This window comes from Chthoniobacter sp. (assembly GCF_040003245.1).
Lineage (GTDB): Bacteria > Verrucomicrobiota > Verrucomicrobiia > Chthoniobacterales > Chthoniobacteraceae > Chthoniobacter.
Genome location: NZ_JBDUCX010000120.1, coordinates 1 through 19,757, shown reverse-complemented (window position 1 = coordinate 19,757; position 19,757 = coordinate 1). Strand labels below are relative to the sequence as shown.

The following is a 19,757-nucleotide window of genomic DNA, read 5'->3' as shown; positions in this document are numbered from 1 at the left end:
AGGCTGCCCCCGGAGTGGAGAAGACCGTCTCGCATGAGGACCTCATTTTCGAGGAGCGGGTGAAGCGGGAATTGCATCCGCTCGATGCCTACCCGGTATTGCTCGACCACGCCGCGGCGAACAAGGCCCCGGAGAAGGAGGAGATCTTCCGTTTCAAATGGAATGGGCTCTTTTTCCTCACGCCGAACAAGGAAGCCTTCATGGCGCGGTTGCGCATTCCCGGCGGGCAACTGCGCACGTTCCAGTTGCGCGAACTGGCGCAGATCGCCAAACAGCTCACGACCGGCTACGTGCAGATCACCACGCGCGCGAACCTGCAAATGCGGCTCATCCAGCCGAAGGACACGCCGGAATTCCTGCACCGCATCCAGGCGGTGGGTCTGCATACGCGTGGTTCCGGCGCGGACAATATTCGCAATCTCACCGCGAACCCCACGGCGGGGATCGATCCGCACGAGTTGATCGACGTGCTGCCGCTGTGCCACGAGATGGCGCAGATCATCATCAACGACCGCGCCTTCTACGATCTGCCGCGCAAGTTCAACATCGCCTATGACGGCGGCGGCTTGATCGGCACCGTCGAGGACACGAACGATGTCGGCTGCAAGGCGGTGAAAGTGGGCGACGAGATTCTCTTTCGCATCGCACTCGGTGGGGCGACGGGCCACAAGGCGTTTGCGCGCGATCTCGGCGTGCTGGTGAAGCCGCAGGAGCTGAACAAGGTGGTGGCGACGATCGTGCGTGTCTATATCGCCAACGGAAACCGTGGCGACCGCAAGAAAGCGCGGCTCAAGCACCTGCTGGAAAAGTGGACGCTCGAACAGTACCTCGACGAGACGGAGAAGTTGCTCGGGTATCGACTCCAGCGCGTGCCGCTCGACCCGGCGGCGATCCAGTATCCAGGGCAGAAGCTGCCGCATTCGCATGTGGGCGTTTATCCGCAGAAGCAGAGTGGGCTGAACTATGTGGGCGTGGCCATTCCGGTCGGGCATCTTTCACCGAAGCAAATGATCCGCATCGCGGAGATCGCGGACCTCTACGGCTCCGGCGAGATCCGGCTCACGGTCTGGCAGAATTTCATCATCCCGAACGTACCCGATCATTTCATCGCGACGGTGAAGAAGGCGTTGCGCAAGGTCGGCTTCGATACGGAGCAATCCAATCTGCGCAGCGGGCTGATCGCGTGCACCGGCAACTCCTATTGCAAATTCGCGCAGGCCAACACCAAGGGCCACGCGCTCGAACTCGCGGACTACCTCGACAAGCGCCTCAAGCTCGATCAACCGGTGAATATCCATCTCACCGGTTGCCCGAACTCGTGCGCGCAGCACTACATGGGCGACATCGGTCTGCTCGGCACGAAGGCGAAGCTCGCCGGCGAAAGCGTGGATGGTTACCACATCTTCGTCGGGGGCGGATTCGGCGCCAACCAGGCGGTGGGGCGCCAGGTCTTCAACGCCATCGAATTCGATACGGTGAAGCCCTTGGTGGAAAAGATGCTCCGCGGGTATTTGCGCCATCGCGCGAATGAGGAAAGCTTCCAAGCCTTCACCGCCCGCCATGACTTGAACACGCTGCAAGCCATTTTCAGCAACGAGGAATGACGCTGTCTTCCGAGCCGACAACCGAAAAGTCCGACCATTTACGGACGCTCATTGACGAACTGCTCGACGAGCAGCAGCGGATGACGCCGGTGGAGCGCTTCGCGCGCAAACACGATCTCGGTGATGTTCCCGCGCAAGCGCGATATTACCACGATTTGATCCCGCAGACGAAGCCTGGCCCCGGCCAGCAATATGCCTTTGCCGTCGATCTCGACGCCTGCACGGGATGCAAGGCCTGCGTGAGCGCGTGTCATTCGCTCAATGGATTGGAGGAGCATGAGACCTGGCGCAGCGTGGGACTCCTGCACGGTAACTCGGACACGGAGTCGTACCGACAGACGATTACGACGGCGTGCCATCATTGCGTGGAGCCGGGCTGCCTCGAGGGCTGCCCGGTGATGGCTTACGATAAGGACGAGGAAACGGGAATCGTCCGCCACCTCGACGACCAGTGCATCGGCTGCCAGTACTGCGTGCTGAAGTGCCCTTACGATGTACCGAAGTATTCCGAACGGCTTGGGATCGTGCGCAAATGCGACATGTGCATCGGGCGACTGGGAGCGGGTGAAGCACCAGCGTGCGTGCAGGCCTGTCCGCACGAGGCGATCACCATCGAATTGGTCGACCGTGCGGAGGTGCTGCGCCGGGCTCTACCCGAGACGGAGATGGTGCCGGGAGCGTTTGACTCCAGTTACACCAAACCAACGACGCGTTTCTTTTCCGCGAGTCCGCTCCCGGCGAATGCGGAGGCGGGCGACGAATCCGCGCTGCGACTGGAGCATGCTCACTGGCCCTTGGTGGGAATGCTTTTGCTGACGCAAATGGCGGCGGGGCTCTTCGTGGCGGTAGGGATCGGATTATGCGGCCAGGGCGGGATTCGTGAACTGCGCGGACTGGGGCTAATCGGATGGCTGGCGTTGCATCTTGGCCTGGTGGTTTCGATTCTGCACTTGGGGCGACCGTTGGGGGCGTGGCGCTTCTTTCTCGGATTGAGGACCTCGTGGATGAGCCGCGAGATCCTGGCGTTCAGCGTCTTCTCGATGCTGGCCAGCGCGACCCTGGCGGGCTTATGGCTGTCTGCGCTACCGGCTTCGATTGCGCCGGCAGTGCTGGAACCCTTGCTCGCGATGGTGAGTGCGCTCCTGCCGATTTTGGGTGGAGTGACTGCTTTTGTCGGGCTGGCCAGCGTATTCACATCGGTGATGATTTATGTTGATACGCGCCGTCCGTATTGGGGTGCAGCGTTTACCGCGCCGAAGTTTTTCGGAGCGACATTTCTGCTGGGCTGCCTGGGCAGCGCCATGGTTCTCGAATTGCTGGGGGCGAGGAAGGGCGCATTGATCTGTATCGCCCTCGCGACGGCAATGCGGGTGGCGCTCTTTGTTTGGGAAACGGCTGTGCAAGGTGCACCCGCGGCGCGCCGCGCCACGCGGACGGTGCAGCGGTACCTACCGTGGGTGCCACGTGCCGCGACCGTGCTGTTCGCGGCTTCGATCATGGGTTGTGCCTTGGCAGTGGTGACCGACCAACCCTGGACGAGCGCGGCCATGGTGGTGGCGCTCGGTTCCACTTTTTCCGCGCTCCTGATCGAGCGGTTTTGCTTTTTCACCACATGTCCGGCTCCGCGCATGCCGGGAGGAGTCGCCGCATGAATGCACTGGTAAACACCATCCGACCGCTCTTGCGCCAGTGGCAGGGCCCCTTGACAGAGGAGTTGGTCCGCTCGCCGGGGCACTTCGGTCTTGGCCAGGTGCCGGAGCGGCTGGCTCCAGATGACACGACAACAATGGTCTGCGGCTTTTGCTCCACGGGCTGCGGCTTGAAGATTCACCTCAAGGATGGCAAGGCGATCAATCTCAGTGCCGAGACCGACTACCCGGTGAACCTCGGGATGGCTTGCCCCAAGGGCTGGGAAGCATTGACGCCCCTCTCCGCCCCGGATCGCGCGACCACGCCGATGTTGCGCAACGAAGAGACCGGCGTGCTGGAACCGATCGACTGGGAACGCGCGCTGGTCCTGTTCTGCGAGCGGTTCAAGGAAATCAAAGCGAAGCACGGGCCGGAGTCGTGCGCCTTTCTTTCCAGCGGGCAGATTGTGACCGAGGAGATGGCGCTGCTCGGTGCGCTTTGGAAATTTGGCATGGGGTTTGTCCACTGCGACTCGAATACGCGCCAGTGCATGGCGACTTCGCACGTGGCCTATAAGCAATCGTTCGGTTTTGATGCGCCGCCATTCACCTATGCGGATTTCGAGGAGAGCGATGTGCTCGTTTTCGTCGGCTCGAATCCGTGCATCGCGCACCCGATCATGTGGCAGCGCGTGATGCGGAACCCGCACTCGCCGGAAATCATCGTGGTCGATCCGCGCAAGACGGAGACGGCCATGGCGGCGACGCAGCACTATGCGATCCAGCCGAAGAGCGATCTGGTGCTGCTCTACGGGCTGGCCAATATCCTCGCCTCGAGCGGCTGGATCGATCGCGATTACATCGCCGCGCACACCAGCGGATTTCACGATTTCGCGGAATTCGTCACGCAATTCACGACCGAGCGGGTCTGTGCGGAGACGGGATTGACGCCGGATGAACTGTGGCACTTCGCGCAGTCGATCCACGATGGAAAGCGCGTCTCGTTTTGGTGGACGATGGGTGTGAATCAGGGCCACGAGAGCACGCGTACCGCGCAGGCGATCATCAACCTCGCCCTGATGACGGGCAGCATGGGCCGGCCGGGCACGGGGGCCAATTCCATCACGGGCCAGTGCAATGCGATGGGCTCGCGACTGTACGCAAATATCACGAGTCTCCTGGGCGGTTACGATGCGGCGGATGATGCGGATCGCAAGAAGGTGGCCGGTGTGCTCGGTCTCGATGAGAGCGTCATCCCGCGCGAAGAAGCGATGGCTTACGATCAAATCGTCGATGGCATCCGCGATGGGAGAATCAAGGGACTGTGGGTGATCGGGACGAACTCCTCTCACTCGTGGGTGCACCAGAACGAATTCAACGAATTGCTCGGCAAACTCGACTTCCTGGTGGTGCAGGACCTCTACCACACGACGGCGACGGCGCGGCATGCGGACCTCGTGTTGCCCGCGGCCGGGTGGGGGGAGAAGGAAGGGACGTTCATCAATTCCGAGCGGCGATTCGGCCTGGTGAAGAAGGTGGCGAAGGCGCCGGGACAGGCGCTCGCGGATTTTCACATTCTCCAACTCATCGCGCACTACTGGGGATGCAGCGGGATGTTCTCGCGATGGTCTTCTCCCGAGGCAGTCTTTCAATTGCTGAAGGAAGTGTCGCGAGACCAGCCTTGTGACATCGCGGGCATCACGGACTATCACATGATCGACGAGCGCGGAGGCGTCCAGTGGCCGCTCCCGGAAGGTGCCGCGCCGCCGGAGGTGGAGCGCCGCTTGTTTGCCGATGGGCAGTACTTTCATCCCGACGGCCGCGCGCGCTTCCTGTTCGCTGCGCCGCGGCCGGCGCCAGAAATGGCGGACGCCGAATATCCCTTCGTCCTGCTGAGCGGCCGCGGGAGTTCCGCGCAATGGCATACCGGCACGCGGACCGATAAATCCGACGTGCTTTGCCAATTGGCGCCGACGGAGATTTACATCGAGATCAACCCGGCGGACGCACGGCAGATCGGCATCGAGACCGGCGAGGAAGTGCGCATCGCCTCGCGCCGCGCCGAAATCGTGGCGCGCGCTTTTGTCACGCCGACGATCTCTCCTGGGCAGGCCTTCATCCCGATGCATTACGAGGTCATGAATCAACTTCTGGCCTGCGTGGTCGATCCGCATTCCCGACAGCCCAGTTTCAAGTGCTGCACCGTGCGACTCGTGCCGGTCTCCCGGTGAGCCAGAGGTTGTGTGTTTCCTTCGCGGAGCTAGTCTGCGAAACCCACACCCTCCCCAATGAACGAAGAATCTGCTGCTTTCCTGAAACTGCTCCGGCAGGAAGGAACGGTGCATGATCCTGCCGCCCGACTGACCGCGCTGACAGGCGGGGTCTCGTGCGAGATCTATCTCGTGGAAGACGGCGCTGAACGATTCGTCGTCAAGCGGGCGCTGGCGAAGCTGAAGGTCAAGGAGGACTGGTTCGCCGACGTGAGCCGGAACCGGAACGAATGGGAATTCATCCGCTATGTGGCGGGTTTCCTGCCCGATGCCGTGCCGGCTTTGCGGAAGTGTTCCGCGACCGGCAACTACTTCGCGATGGAGTACCTGGGCGGGAATTTTCAAAACTGGAAACAACTGCTGTTGAAGGGACAGGCGGAATACGCGGGGCGGGCGGGAGCGTTGCTCGGGGAGATCCACCGGCGATCGACTGGCGATGCGGAGGCGAGCCGTGTCTTCGACACGACGCCGAATTTTTTCCAACTACGGATCGAGGCGTATCTCTTGGCCACCGGAGCGCGACACCCGAAGCTGCGCCCCTTGTTCGAAGCGGAGGCCGAGCGACTCGGGGCCACTCGCGAATGCCTGGTGCACGGGGACTTCAGCCCGAAAAACGTCCTGGTCAGCCCCGAGCGCATGGTGCTGCTGGATTGCGAAGTCGCCTGGTACGGCGATCCGGCTTTCGATCTCGCTTTCATGTTAAATCATTTTCTTCTCAAGGCGCTGTATCACCGGCCACGCGAGGTCGGCGTGAGACGCATGGTGGACGAATTCTGGTCGGCTTATCAGTCCACCAGTCCCGCGCCTGACCTGGCGCCCCGCGTAGGCCGGCTGCTGCTGATGTTGCTGCTGGCGCGAGTCGACGGCAAATCGCCCGCCGAGTATCTGGATGCGGTCCGCCAGGATTTCGTGCGCCGATTCGTCGAGGGAATGCTTTTTTCGGGAAGCGCTTCGTTCGATTCGGTGATCGATTCCTGGTTCGACCGCCTCCTTCCATTTGAAAAATGAAAATAGCATCCATCTCCGCCTATCAGGTTTTTGATTCCCGCGGACAGCCGACCATCGAGGCCGAGGTCGCCCTGCAAGATGGCACGCGAAGCTGCGGGACGGTGCCGTCGGGTGCTTCGACCGGCCAGTTCGAGGCGCTGGAATTGCGGGACGGCGATCCCCGAAAATTCCGCGGCAAATCGGTCTTCAAGGCCATCGCCAACGTGCATGATATCATTCGCCCGGCGGTGCTCGGTCGGGATGTCTTCGATCAGCGCGGGCTGGACCAAACCATGATCGACCTCGATGGCACGCCAAATAAAAAGCGGCTCGGAGCGAACGCCATTCTCGCTGTCTCGATGGCCGCGGCGCAGGCGGCGGCGCGCGCCCGTGGCGAACCGCTCCATGCTTATCTTGGGCCGGGAAATCTTCTGCCGCTGCCGGAAATCCAGATCACCGGCGGCGGCGCGCATGCGAACTGGCGGACCGATGTGCAGGACTATCTTTTGATCGCCACCGGCGCACGCAGTTATGCCGAGGTGATGGAGATCACCTACAATGTCTATCACGCCGCGGGCGAGATCTTGAAGAAGCGGGGTAAGTATTTCGGCGTGGCGGACGAAGGCGGTTACTGGCCGGACTTCAAGAGCAATGAGGAAGCGTTGCAACTGCTGGTCGAGGCGATCGAACTGGCCGGCTATCAGCCCGGGCGCGATGCCGCGATCTCGCTGGACGTGGCGGCCAGCGACCTGTTTGACGAAGCCACCGGAAAGTACCGGTTCTCGCTCGAGCAGCGCGAGTTCTCGACGGCGGAGTTTGCGGCCCTGCTGGAGGACTGGTGCGCGCGCTACCCGATTATTTCCATCGAGGATCCGATGGCCGATACGGATTGGGAAGGCTGGCAGATGGTTTTTCAAAAGATGGGGCAGCGGGTGCAAATCATTGGCGACGATGTTTTCACCACGAATATCACGCGCATTCGGGCGGGCATCGAAAAGCGCATCGCCAACGCCGTGCTGATCAAGCTCAACCAGATTGGCACGGTGACGGAGACGCTGGAGGCGATCCGCGTGACGCAAGAGGCCGGGTGGCTGCCGGTGGTCTCTGCGCGTTCCGGTGAGACGGAGGACGCCTTCATCGCCCACCTCGCCGTGGCGACCAACGCGGGGCAACTCAAGGTCGGCTCTTTCTCCCGCAGCGAGCGGATGGCCAAGTGGAACGAAGTGATCCGCATCGAACGCCGGCTGGCAGGCGCAGCGCGCTTCGTGGGAAGCGGAATCTTTCAGCAGATCCTGCCGGCTAAGTCCGATTGATCTTTGCGTTGGGCGCCTCGCGAGTCGATACGAGCACCGCGGCGGCTGCCATGAGACAAGAGGCCGACACCAGCAGGGCGGGATACAGGGGATTGGAGGTGTGATCGCGAATCCAGCCCACCGCATAAGGGCTGACAAAGCCTCCAAGATTCCCGACGGAGTTGATCCAAGCCACTCCGGCAGCCGCGGCTGAGCCGGAGAGCATCGCGGTGGGCAATGACCAGAAAGTGGAGATGCTGGCCATGATTCCGGCCACGGCGAAGGCGAGCACGGCGATACCGAGCACGGGTGGAACGCCAGGTATGCCGCTGAGAAGCAGGAAGAACGCGGCGACCAGCAAGGCCGTGGTGAGATGCCACCGGCGCTCGCCAGTCACATCGGAGTGATGCCCGCACCAAATCATGGCGCAGGCGCCGAAGCCCCAGGGAATGATGGAAACCAGGCCGATCTGCCATGGGTCCGCGGTGACGCCGCGCTTGATGATTTCCGGCATCCAAAAGCCGACGAAATAATTGGCCACGACAACGCCGAAATAGACGAGGCAGAACCACCACACCTTGGGACTTTTGAAAGCATCGGCGATGCTATGGCGTGAGTCGCCTTGGGCGCGTTTGAGTGCTTCCTCCTCGGCCATGGCATCCGACAGAATCTTGCGCTCGTCCTCATCGAGCCATTTCGCGCTCTTGGGTCCGTCGTCGAGGTACCACAACGCCACCATGCCGACGAGCGCCGAGGGGATGCCTTCCAGGAGAAAGAGCCACTGCCAATTGGCCAGCCCGCCGGTGTTGCCGATCCGCCCCATGATCCATCCCGAAAAGGGACTGCCAAAAGCTCCCGCCAGCGCGATGGCGCTCATGAACATGGAGATCGTCTTGGCCAGGTGCGTGCGCGGAAACCAAAAAGTGAGATAGAGGACCACGCCGGGAAAAAAACCGGATTCGATCGTGCCGAGCAGAAAGCGCAGCGAGTAAAATAGAGCCGGAGTTTTGGCAAACATGGTGGCCGACGAAACCAGCCCCCAGACGATCATGATCGGACCGATCCAGCGGCGCGCTCCCAGCTTTTGCAGCATGAGATTGCTGGGCACTTCCCACAGAAAGTAACCGATGAAGAAGATGCCCATCCCGGTGCCATACATCTTCTCGGTCATGCCCAGGTCGTGCTGCATCTGGAGCTTCGCGAAGCTGACGTTCACCCGATCGAGATAGGAGAGGATGTAACAAAGAAACAAAAACGGAATGAGGCGCCAGGTGACTTTGCGCAAGACCGCCCGGCGGGCGTTTCCCAGCTCAGCGGTGATTTCGGCATTGGCCGGCAGCGTGCCCGGCGAGTCTGGAGAGTTGGTCATGGGATCGCGCAGCGAAGGCCTGAATGGGGGTGGAGGGGATGCCCTTGCGTCAGCGGCGAATCCGATCAAGCGCGCGGCACCGTTTCGAGGTAACCGGCAAGGCCCGTTTCGGCAAGGAGCTTCCCCGGCCTACGCCGCCGAGAAGCGCAACGTCGGCGTGCCGTCGAGGCGCTTCGACATGTCGATGGGGTCACCGAGATTTACCACTGCCGGATCGACCTGATAGGCCCAGACGAAAAACGACGAAAGGAACGCCGGGCCGAAGAGCGTCGAAAACGCCCCGTCGACCGCGTCCAAACCGCAGGCGATATTGATGCGCCCGCGGCGCGGCTCGTTGAAGCGGGCGTCGAAGGTGTACCAGCGATGCCCGACGTAGACTTGCATGTAAGCATGAAAGTCCATCGGCGAACCCGGATCCCAACAGGCCACGTCGGGCACGTAGCCCGTGACATAGCGAGTCGGCACGTTGAAACAGCGCGAGAGCGCCACGGCGAGATGCGCGAAGTCGCGGCACACGCCGTAACCTTGGGCGAGGATTTCGCTGGCGGTCGTGTACGGACTGCCGGAACCCCAGCGGTATTGAATATGGTTGTGGACCCAGTCGCAGATCGCCTGCACGCGCGGCAGGCCGTCGGCATAGTCGCCAAATTGCTGGTTGGCGAAAGTCATCAAGCGATCCGAATCGCAATAACGGCTGGGCAGGGTGTAGCGCAGCAACTGCGGCGGCACGTCTTGCACGGGCACCGGCTGGTCGATCAGCCAATGGTCATCCGTGGTGGTCGGCACGCCGATGAAGACGTCGTGACGGATCGTGGTGCGGCCCGGCGGAAGACTGAAGCGCTGCACGATGTTGCCATGTGCATCCTCGTAGACATAGACCGAGGTGGAGGGGAGGAAGGTCATCTGCTCTCGCACCTTCCGTTGCCATGGATCGAGCCGCGGCTGCACGGTGAGAATGGCGGGCGTCCACGCGGTGGCATCGTAGGCGAACTCGAAGCCGCAGCGGATGGTCAGTTCTTGCGGAGAGGTGTTCATTGGCTCGATCGCGGCGGCATCCGCTTGCAATCGCAGGCAATGTTACGAAGTCCATTCAAATTCCAAGAGCCGTCGGACACGTCCGTGGCTGCGAAGCGTGGACCGGCTTGTTTATGTCCATGACTTAGAAGACTTTCGGAACAATGCGGATCGCCAGATTGCGTTCCAAAAAATCGACGTAGCGGCGGCGCCAGGCGGACACGTCCTGAACGTGGGGTGTTCCGTAGCGGGCCCCCATGGCGTCGAGGATGGAAAAGCGGCGATTCCGCTCCCGATCCCCCCATTTCATGGGGTCCACGATGATGACCGGCGTGCCGAAAGCGAGGCAAGGAAGGGCCACGTGCAAGCGGGAGGTGATGACCAACTCCGCGCGCATATAACGGAGGAGTAAATCCCGGGCCAAAGACAATTGAGCGTCCCAGTCCAGGTCGCCGATGTCGTGGGAAATGAAAGTGGCCTCGGGAGCCTCCGCATCCACGGCGTATCTACCGGAGCGAGGCCCGGCATAGGAATCAAAGGACAGCGTGGCGCAACCGATGAGCGAGGAGCGGATCTTTCGATCCGCGCACCACATCACCGTGGCCGGGTCACGCGCACCCACTTCCGGGAAGCGGGTGTTTCGGATCCAGCGATAGTTATCCTCGTTGCTATGCACATAGACGCCGGCAAAGAGACAATGGGTATTATCTACCGGCGGTTGATTGTTACCCAGCCAGCCATTGACGACGTAGGGGCTATCCGGCGCTGCTATATCTTTATCTCTCCAGACATAACTGACCGAGGGGAGCAAACGCTGGAGGGCGATAGTTTGAATGGCATCGCCGATATTCCATGTCTTCCGATAGCGGTGAACCTGGAAAGTCATGTGCTCATCGCATCGTCCCGCGCCGCGCTTTGCAGTGGCCGCCATCCGCTCTCCATTTGCGACCGGATGAATTGCTCCCGGCGGGGAAAATGTTCCGGTCGATGCCAGAGAGCGAATGGCTCGGGCAAATGTTCGCAGGCCAGCGACGCTTCCTTGCCGGCGTCGCGCGTGACCACGCAAGGGTATTTGGTGGCCTGCTGAAGCGAGGTGCATAAGAGCAGGTCGTCTTCACATTCGATCCGATCCACGCCCAAGGCGGCGGCCGCGATAAAGAAGTGCTTCAGATTCGCGGTGCGAACGAAATAAGAGCGAACCAGGAAATCGACTGGCAACACCTTGCGCGGAGAGCGCCGCATGTCCGCAGTCAATTCCTTTCCTTGAGCCGAGATGTTTCTTCCGAATTCGCCCATGACGGAAAAATGAGGATATTCGGCCGCGCAGTTGACCAGATGCTCGATGGCATGACGGCCCGGCAGTAAATCGTCATCATGAAAAAGGGTATAAGGCGCCATGTAACCCAGACAGGGGACGAACCGATTGAACGAGCCGAAGTTATCGCTGAAAATAAAATGCCGATCCGCCTGCCGCAAGACATCCGGCGGAAGGGCATACTCGGGTTGACCGGCGGCATCGATCAAGGTGATGGAAGAGAACCGCTTTTGCAGGGCGAAGGCCTCCACGATGCGCCGGACATTTTGCGGTCTTTTCCAATTCACAATGACCACCTCGACGAGCGCCCTGGGCCGCGGCCCCTGGCGCTGCGTGGGATTGGGTCCCTCGCCCTCTCCGCGCCGCGAGTAGTCGCTGATGGCGACGCCGCACGGATTGAGTCCCGGGACTACCTCGCCCACGGTCCAGCCCTTTTGCCGCAGGGCTTCACCGAGCAAAACGTCGTCCCCCGCCTTGAGCAGTCGACGATCGGGCCAGTCCAGGGCGCGGACGGCCTCCGTCTTGATCAACCAGCACCCGCCGGTGACGAAAAACCAGCGGCCATCGCCGCTCTCGCGACCGCAGTAATCGGTCACATCCTTGCCCCCCGGCTGCCACGAGGGTGGCTGCCGCCCGGAGAACCACGACGCGCGGCGGACCCATTCCACGGGGTCGCGCCCATAACTAAACTCATGCTCGTGGGACACGAAGTATTTCCGCCCCCAGATCATCGTCTCCGGCGACGCCGCGCGGGCCACGCCCAGCCACAGGGCGAAAGCATTCGGATCATCGATCCACGAATCATCATCAAACCACCAGATATACTCCGTCTCCACCTGCTCAAAGAGACGCCGCATCATCGGGCACTTATTGATGTTTTCCGCACTGCAAATGAGAGTATCGATGGTGCCCTCCGCTTCCAAGGCTTCCAGATACTCTTTCGTGCGCTCGTTGGGCGCATTGGCCCCGACCAGCAGGCGATAGTCAGAGCGCGGACAATGTTTCAGGATCGACTCGATACACCGGCGCGCGAGGTCGGGAAAGTCACCATAGGTCAGGACACAGATACTTACGCTTGCTGGATTCATCGAAAACTAAAGCACCGACTGTTTTGGATATGCCCGCTCCCTGGGGGAAGTGACCGAGCCCATGCGCTGAGGAGAACAGAAAGTCGCCGGCATTTCTATCGGGAATCGTCGGCTATTTCCGGTCGCGGAATAAACGACAAGAGGCGGCGGTGCCGGCGGAAATAAAGGGCGCACAGGCACCCGCTGAAGAGGAGCCACCAAGGCAAAAAGGCAAAGCCATGCGCGACCGCTTCCTCCGTGTTGCCGCCTTCCTGGCCCGCCTTGAGGGCGAGGGCAAAGAGGAGGCTGACAAAGCCGTAGCCGAGGTTGAAGGCGACCCCCTTGAACGAAAGCACGGTAGCGCGCTGGGTCGAGTCCACGAGGGCGTTGAGGTAATAGGAGACGACATAGCCGAGGGCCATCATGGCGCCGGCCAAGGGTAGCAAAAAGAGAACGCCCCAGTGGGTCCAGCGAAAGGCCACGCCGACCAACCCCGCCAGGATCACCGTCCCGAGCAGGGCATAATTGACCAGGACGGTATTGGCGGCCACCATGCGCCGGGCGATCGGCGAAACAACCAAACCGATCCCGCCCATGGTCGCGCCGATCAGGCCGAAAGTCGCCTCCGGCAAATGGATGAGCCGAAAATAGGAGCTGGAAAAAGTGAGAAAGAGCCGCGTCACACTGTCGATCAGCACGCCCGCCAGGATGACGAATAGCGCGGCGGGAGTATGCGCGATCCACCGCCCTGCTTTGATCGCGAGATGCCACGCGGTGGCTTCCGCGTCGCCCGGGTCTTCGCTCTCGGGGGTGACGCGCTTTTCCCGCAGCGTGGGCTCGCGCAAGCCGAGGGCGATCCAGAGCGTGCAGAGAGCGGTGATGAGATTCAGGTAAATGGGGAAGCGCAGCGTGACGCTCTTCAGGAAGTGAATGTTCGCCCCGAGAGTGGAAAACAGGCGCTCCATGAAAGTCGGATCGTAGACCGCCCCGCCGACGATCATCGCGATGATCATGCCCACGCCCTGCCAGCGCATGACCTGGTCGAGCACGAGGGGCCATTCGGCGGACCGCCCGCGCTCGGCCAGCGAATCGAAGACCAGCGCTTCGTCCGCCCCGCTGGCCATGCCTTCGGCTATCCCGCTCAAGATGCGATTGGCCAGGCAGCAGAGCAAAAGGACGAGGCCGCCGTGCTGCGGCGCCACCGAGAGGAGGACCATCTCCAGCACCATGCAGACGGAGGCGGCCACGACGAGCGGCTTGCGACCGATGCGATCGGCCAGGACGCCCGCGGGCAGATCGGTGAAGACAATGGCCAGCGCCCAGGCGAAATTGAGCACCGTGTATTCGGTCGCGCTCAGCCCGAGATCGAGAAACAGGACGGCCAGCACCGGATAGTAAAACCGCGAATTGAACAAGACGCGGAAAAGCACGAACCGGCGCCAATTGCGATCAGCGTCGGTTCCGGATTGAGGCGACGGGTGAGTCATCTTTTCTGCCATGGAGCCACGGGCGGGATGCTTCTTCTTTTCATCGAGATTGGCCATCGCAAACCGGAAGGTTCTGTCGCAGTGAACCAGGCGATGGAGAAAGGCATTTGTGAAAAAGCGGATGTTTTACATGAATCCAACCCTGTCCTTTGTCCGTATTAAGTATACTGATCATCATTCATCCAATGTCCGAGCCAAACTCGATGGCACCCCTCAGCACAGGCCGCTGGCCGAAGGTTGCCGTTTCCACCGCCGGGCTGCTGGTCAGCGCATTGGGTCTGCTGGTCATCGTCGGCTGGTATGCGCACTGGGCCCGATGGCTGCAGGTCTTTCCCGATGCCGCGCCGATGCAATTCAACACGGCGCTGTGCTTTATCCTCTGTGGCGCCAGCGTCTCTCTTTTGAACACGCGACTGGCCGGCGCGACGCTCTGGTGCGCGGGTGCCGTCGTGCTTCTGACCTCCCTGACCTTGCTGGAATATTCCACCGGCAGGGATTTCGGCATCGATCTCCTTTTATTCAAACCCTACTTCCAAATTGCCACGGCGTTTCCGGGGCGCATGGCGCCATTGACCGCCATGTGTTTCATCCTCTTTGGAGTGACCTTCGGACTGGCTGGTATCGGCGAACGGCGTCCGAAACGGATGGCCGCGGCCGGGCTGCTGGCCACCATCATCGCGATGGTCGGGTTCATCGCCGTGTGCGGCTACCTGACTGGGATAAAACTCGCGTATGGCTGGGGAGCCTATACGCTCATGGCGTTCCCGACGGCGGTGGCGTTTGCCATCCTCGGTGCGGGTATGCTCCTGTGGTGCTGGCAGACGGCCAAACGGCACGATCACAGTTTCGTCCAGTGGGTGCCCATCGCGGCCTCGGCGACCTTGATCGTCATGGTCGGAGTGATCTCGGCGGCGACGGTGACCTCCCTGCGCCGTTCGCTCGACTGGCGCCGGCATACCTATGAAGTCCTCCTCGTCGCGCAATCGCTGGTGGTCAGTGTCACGGATATTCAGGCCGGCATGCAGGGTTATGCGTTGACTGGCCAGCCGGTGGCGCGCGCGCCCTACGATCTCGGCGCCCACACCGCGCCCCGGCAACTGGCGCAACTAGTCCAACTTACGCACGATAATCCTGCCCAGCAGCGGCGACTCGAGGAGTTGACCGCCGACCTCACGAATCTGCTCTCCTACGCCGGTGCGGCGATCTCCGTCAGCGCGCAAGATGCGCCGGCCCGAGCCGCCAAAGTGAGGCCCGACGACGAGGGGGAGCGGATCCTCGGTCAAGCCAACGCTTTGATGTACACTTTCGTTGAGGAGGAACAACGGCTCCTGGTGCAACGCACGGCCGCGGCCGATGCCGACTTTCGCGGCACCGTTCGGCTGCTCGCTTTTGGCAGCGTGCTGGCCACACTTTTCCTCGTCGGGGGCAGTTGGCTCGTCCGTCGCGAACTCACCCGCCGTCATCGCGTGGAATTGGAACTGCGCGACGCGAACGAGAAGGTCAATACCCTGAGCGGCCTGCTGCCGATGTGTGCGCACTGCATAAGCATCCGCGACGACAAGGGCTATTGGAATCAGATCGAGTCCTATATCCAGGAGCGTTCCGAGGCGACCTTCAGCCACGGGCTGTGCGAGAACTGCGTGCGGGAACTGTATCCATCGATCGCCGACAGAGTGCTGAGCAAAATGCGTGAGGGCGAATCGAAAGCCACCTGACGCGGCGATCCCCGCGGGCGTCCATCGCGGCCGGCAAAGCTTCCCGTGGCGTCAGGCGGTGCGACGCCGGGCGCTCGGCTGATCGTCAACGATGCTCGGCTGCCCGGCGGCTTGCGACGAGGGCGGCGTGACGTCACCGAGCTTCGCCTCGTTTTCCTCATTCGCCCAGCCGAGCCATTCCAGCGCGGCCCGGCGCGAGCGAAATACATTCACCGGGTAGGCCTCGTCGGCCATGGTCCCAAAGAGCCGGTACATGCCAAAGTCGCAGTCGCTGCTGACGACCAAGGCGGTCGGGCCGATGGGCTGCTGGCGGGCATGCGACTTCATCGCGCTGGCGAGGCGATTGGCCTCGGCCGGAGCGAACGCGACGCGCGAATCGGTGGCGTCGATTAATTGGGCGAAGCCGAGGGTGTCCGCGACCGCCCGGTGCTCGATGTGTCGCAGGGCATCCTCCGCGGTGACATCGCCACGCCAAACGGTCACCAAGCGCTGGAATCGAGTGTCCGCTTCATAGGAAAAGGTCATTTGGGGGAACCTCCAATTTGTTACCGTTACAGTAATTATAAATTCACTCGAAAGTGTCAAGGCTGATTCCGAAAACGGCCGAACCGAAGGCCAGGTTATGAATCGTCAGAATTTCCCCTACAGGAAACTCAGTAATTGCACGCATAGGCAGCGTTCGGCAAAGAGGACAGAGTTCAGAGATGCCCGCAAAGCCCGTGATCCTTAAGGCCACTGATTCCATTGCCATGGGAGTGGAGAAACATCTCCGTAGCATGCAGGCTGGCGGATACGGAGAGTTGGTCGCTGAGCGCAGCGCGTTGGGCATCATGGTGGGATTTGGTGGGGTCCGGGTGCACGGGGAGACCTACGACATCGCGTTGGTGCGACTGGCCGGCGCCGTGCTCAATGACACGCGGATCGGCGATGCCTTTCTGCAACGCCTGGGCGGCTCGATCCCCCTGGCCAGCCACTAATCTGGCGGCGCGTGCGGACGAAGCTTGCGATCCGCGCCTCGACACCCCGGGCGAAAATACGCGACCACACGCCCGAGGCGGCGCGATACCTTCTCATTGAATAGCTTGATAACACTGATGATTGCGGATTCCCCCCCTATTGCGACGATATCTCGACCAGCCGGGAAACGGCGTTTGCCAAAATCCGGGCGCGGGTGGAAGGCACGGCACTGGGGGCAGCACTAATCAACGGCGGCTAGGTCCATGGAAACCGACGACGAAACGGAACATCTTCGGTCAGCCGTCTTGCAGACGGCGACGAGCGTTCTCAAAGTACGGCAGCGTGCGGACGAGGAGATTCGCCGGTCCCATGAAGCCTTGGAAGAACGCTCCCGAGAGCTGGTGCGGGCGCTCGCCGTCATGCGGGCGACGCTGGATTCGACGACCGACGCGATTCTCGTGACCGACGACCAGGGCGCCGTGGTCGATTTTAACGAGAAGTATGTCGCTCTCTGGAAGACTTCGAGGGAGGTGCTGCAGCGCGCTCGCGCGCAAGACGTGCGACAGATTGTGAGCCAGCACTTTGCGGAACCGCAGCGATTTATCGCCCGCATTGAGGAAATCGCGGCGAGTGCGGAGGAAAGTTTCGATGTCCTGGAACTCGAGGACGGCCGCATGGTCGAGCGCTATTCGAAAGTGCTCACCATCGAAAGCCAGCGAGCCGGCAGGGTGTGGAGTTTTCGCGACGCGACGGAGCGCAATTCAGCGGAAATAGCCTCGCGCCGGCTGGCGGCCATCGTGGCCTCGTCGGATGATGGCATCATCGGCAAGGATTTGCATAGCATCGTCACCAGTTGGAATGCGGGAGCGGAACGCATTTTCGGATACAGCGCCGAGGAAATGATCGGCACGTCCATCATGCGGCTGATTCCGGACGACCGCCAGTCGGAGGAGGTGGAGATCCTTTCCCGCATCCGGCGCGGGGAGCGATTGGATCATTTCGAAACCATTCGTGTCGCCAAAGACGGGCGGCGGCTCAACGTCTCCGTCACCGTCTCGCCGATCAAGGACTCCACGGGGCGGGTCGTGGGCGCGTCCAAGGTGGTGCGCGATGTGACCGATCGCAAGCAGGCCGAGGCGGCTCTCACCAAGGCGCTCGCGGAGGCGGATGCGGCGAACCTCGAACGACTGCACCTGCTCGAAAGCGAGCGCGAGGCACGTGCCCGGGCCGAGCGCACCAGTCGCATGAAGGACGAATTCCTGGCCACGCTCAGTCACGAACTCCGCACGCCGCTGAATGCCGTCCTCGGTTGGGTGAATATCCTGCAACTGGAAAAATGCCAGGGAGCGGAGCTGGAAGAAGGTCTCACGGTGATCGAGCGCAACGCCCGCGCGCAGGCCCAGATCATCGAGGATCTCCTCGACATGAGCCGCATCATTTCCGGAAAGGTCCGCCTCGATGCGCAACCCGTCGAACTTTCCAAGGTACTCAACGAATCCATCGACACCGTGGTCGCCACGGCGGAGGCCAAGGGGGTGCGCATCGTCGCCGAAGTGGACCCCCACGCGGGCTCGATTTCCGGCGATCCGCACCGCCTGCAGCAGGTTTTCTGGAATCTCCTGAACAACGCCATCAAGTTCACGCCCCGGGGCGGAGAGATCCAGGTGCGGCTGTCGCGCATCAACTCCCACGTGGAGGTGGCCGTGGTGGACACCGGCGAAGGCATCGCTCCCGATTTCCTGCCGTACGTTTTCGATCGCTTTCAGCAGGCGGACGCCTCGACGACCCGCCGGCATGGTGGGCTGGGGCTGGGGCTGGCCATCGTCAAGCAACTGGTGGAGCTGCACGGCGGCAAGGTCTCGGTGAACAGTGCAGGACGGGGCCTCGGAGCCACCTTCATTGTCCAGCTTCCCCTCAGTGGCGCCCAAGCCCGGCCCGAAACGGAATCCGGCCCAGCGCGCGTGGCCTTGCGCGAAAGTCCACCGCTCGCGGCCATCTCGCTCGCCGGCGTCCACGTGCTGGTCGTGGACGACGAAGTGGATGCGCGCGAATTCGTCAAGCGCCTCCTGAGTCATGCGGGAGCGACCGTCACCGCCGCTGGCTCAGCCCGGGAGGCCATGGAAACCATCGCCGCGCAGCGGCCGGATGTCCTGGTCTGCGACATCGGCATGCCGGAAGAGGATGGCTACGCGCTGATCCGCCGGCTGCGTGATCCCGGCAGCGATCCGGGCCTGCGCAATCTCCCGGCCGTCGCGCTGACCGCCTACGCCCGCTCCGAAGACCGCACCAAAGCCATCCGCAGCGGCTTTCAGAACCATCTCGCGAAACCAGTGGAGGCGGCGGAGTTGCTGGCGATCGTGAGCAGTCTCTCCGACGGCCGGCGCGGAGAGAAATCCAAGGGCGACTAGAGGCCCGGTGGTGGTGGCTCCTTTCGCTCGGTAAATCGACCCGGCCGCACGATCAGTTTCCTCGACTCGCATTCGCGTTTTCGAGCCGACTCCACGCTGTAATGCCATGGCATGGCATTAGCCTGCCTTGACACCCGCGCTCCGCCGATGACCCGATCGGAAACTTTCCGCCCTTTAATCACCTTGGCTGGCCTTGATCGGCCCATCTTTACCCTGGCCTATTCAAGGCCCAACAAGGCGTTGTCGGCTATCTAGAGCATCTGCCAAAAACCCTTTCCGGATGCGGAAGGAAGAGGGTGTGAATGAGGAAAACAGGAAAGCAGGAGAAAGATTCCGTCTTCCTGCTTTCCTGTTTTCCTCATTCATCCTTTTCATCCGGCCCTGATTTTGGCAATCGCTCTAAAAACCACCTGACTCTGATGGCCGATGTCGAGTGGAACGAGGGTTCGAAGCAGCGCTTTCGTTGCGACCGATTTCGATGTTTGTCCGCCCGGTCGAGCAGGTCGCCTTGCGGAGTCGCGCTGCCGCTTTTCTGGCCTTCGGCTTTGACTTCCAGCGTGGTGCCGCTGGGGAAGGCGCTCCAGCTCGAGCTGCCCATGTTTTGTAACATGGTGGAGATTTGGTCCACGGTGGCCTGCGGTGCG

The 19,757-nt window shown here is 61.7% G+C and carries 15 protein-coding genes; 8 read left to right on the top strand and 7 right to left on the bottom strand.

The features are described from left to right. The 5 genes from ABJF10_RS17010 to eno all read left to right on the top strand — a co-directional run. Positions 1-1,604 (top strand): NirA family protein (locus ABJF10_RS17010; RefSeq protein WP_348545789.1); only part of this gene is annotated, 1,604 nt, incomplete at its 5' end. Continuing rightward, positions 1,601-3,256, top strand: a complete 1,656-nt coding sequence (locus ABJF10_RS17005; protein ID WP_348545788.1) for a DmsC/YnfH family molybdoenzyme membrane anchor subunit — start codon at positions 1,601-1,603, stop codon at positions 3,254-3,256. The genes ABJF10_RS17010 and ABJF10_RS17005, both read left to right, overlap by 4 nt. Then, on the top strand, positions 3,253-5,463 hold the full coding sequence (locus tag ABJF10_RS17000; RefSeq protein ID WP_348545787.1) for a nitrate reductase: 2,211 nt from the start codon (positions 3,253-3,255) through the stop codon (positions 5,461-5,463). The genes ABJF10_RS17005 and ABJF10_RS17000 overlap by 4 nt, the downstream gene beginning before the upstream one ends. Before the next feature lie 57 nt (positions 5,464-5,520). Next, positions 5,521-6,510 (top strand): aminoglycoside phosphotransferase family protein, encoded by a 990-nt coding sequence (locus ABJF10_RS16995; RefSeq protein WP_348545786.1) that lies wholly within the window; start codon positions 5,521-5,523, stop codon positions 6,508-6,510. Beyond that, entirely contained in the window at positions 6,507-7,802 is a 1,296-nt protein-coding gene (eno, locus tag ABJF10_RS16990) for a phosphopyruvate hydratase (RefSeq protein ID WP_348545785.1), read from the top strand. Before ABJF10_RS16995 ends, eno begins: the two co-directional genes overlap by 4 nt. Here eno and ABJF10_RS16985 read toward each other — a convergent pair. From ABJF10_RS16985 to ABJF10_RS16965, 5 genes are all read right to left on the bottom strand, one after another. Next, entirely contained in the window at positions 7,789-9,150 is a 1,362-nt protein-coding gene (locus ABJF10_RS16985) for an MFS transporter (RefSeq protein WP_348545784.1), read from the bottom strand. The genes eno and ABJF10_RS16985 overlap by 14 nt on opposite strands. Positions 9,151-9,279: 129 nt before the next feature. Continuing rightward, entirely contained in the window at positions 9,280-10,185 is a 906-nt protein-coding gene (locus tag ABJF10_RS16980) for a transglutaminase family protein (RefSeq protein WP_348545783.1), read from the bottom strand. Between the two features lie 124 nt (positions 10,186-10,309). Next, the gene (locus ABJF10_RS16975) at positions 10,310-11,050 is read right to left on the bottom strand and encodes a polysaccharide pyruvyl transferase family protein (RefSeq protein ID WP_348545782.1); all 741 of its coding nucleotides are present in this window, start codon (positions 11,048-11,050) and stop codon (positions 10,310-10,312) included. Further along, a complete protein-coding gene (locus tag ABJF10_RS16970; protein WP_348545781.1) occupies positions 11,047-12,567 on the bottom strand; it encodes a glycosyltransferase in 1,521 nt (506 codons plus the stop codon). Before ABJF10_RS16970 ends, ABJF10_RS16975 begins: the two co-directional genes overlap by 4 nt. 95 nt (positions 12,568-12,662) lie before the next feature. Next, complete coding sequence (locus tag ABJF10_RS16965; RefSeq protein ID WP_348545780.1) at positions 12,663-14,090, bottom strand: MFS transporter; 1,428 nt, start codon at positions 14,088-14,090, stop codon at positions 12,663-12,665. Between the two features lie 128 nt (positions 14,091-14,218). On the opposite strand from ABJF10_RS16965, the gene ABJF10_RS16960 reads away from it, so the two are divergent. Continuing rightward, positions 14,219-15,748 carry a CHASE3 domain-containing protein gene (locus ABJF10_RS16960; protein WP_348545779.1) on the top strand — a complete coding sequence of 510 codons (1,530 nt, stop codon included), beginning with the start codon at positions 14,219-14,221 and terminating at the stop codon, positions 15,746-15,748. Between the two features lie 51 nt (positions 15,749-15,799). On the opposite strand, the gene ABJF10_RS16955 is transcribed toward ABJF10_RS16960, so the two are convergent. Further along, positions 15,800-16,273 (bottom strand): hypothetical protein, encoded by a 474-nt coding sequence (locus tag ABJF10_RS16955; protein ID WP_348545778.1) that lies wholly within the window; start codon positions 16,271-16,273, stop codon positions 15,800-15,802. Between the two features lie 179 nt (positions 16,274-16,452). Between ABJF10_RS16955 and ABJF10_RS16950 the strand changes: the two genes are divergently transcribed. Together ABJF10_RS16950 and ABJF10_RS16945 are read left to right on the top strand one after the other, a co-directional pair. Then, positions 16,453-16,725: a hypothetical protein gene (locus ABJF10_RS16950; protein WP_348545777.1), complete on the top strand. Its 273-nt coding sequence runs from the start codon at positions 16,453-16,455 to the stop codon at positions 16,723-16,725. 243 nt (positions 16,726-16,968) lie between these two features. Next, positions 16,969-19,113, top strand: a complete 2,145-nt coding sequence (locus tag ABJF10_RS16945; protein ID WP_348545776.1) for a PAS domain S-box protein — start codon at positions 16,969-16,971, stop codon at positions 19,111-19,113. Between the two features lie 358 nt (positions 19,114-19,471). Here the strand turns inward: ABJF10_RS16945 and ABJF10_RS16940 are convergent. Continuing rightward, on the bottom strand, positions 19,472-19,757 hold a 286-nt coding region (locus tag ABJF10_RS16940), incomplete at its 5' end, for a hypothetical protein (protein ID WP_348545775.1).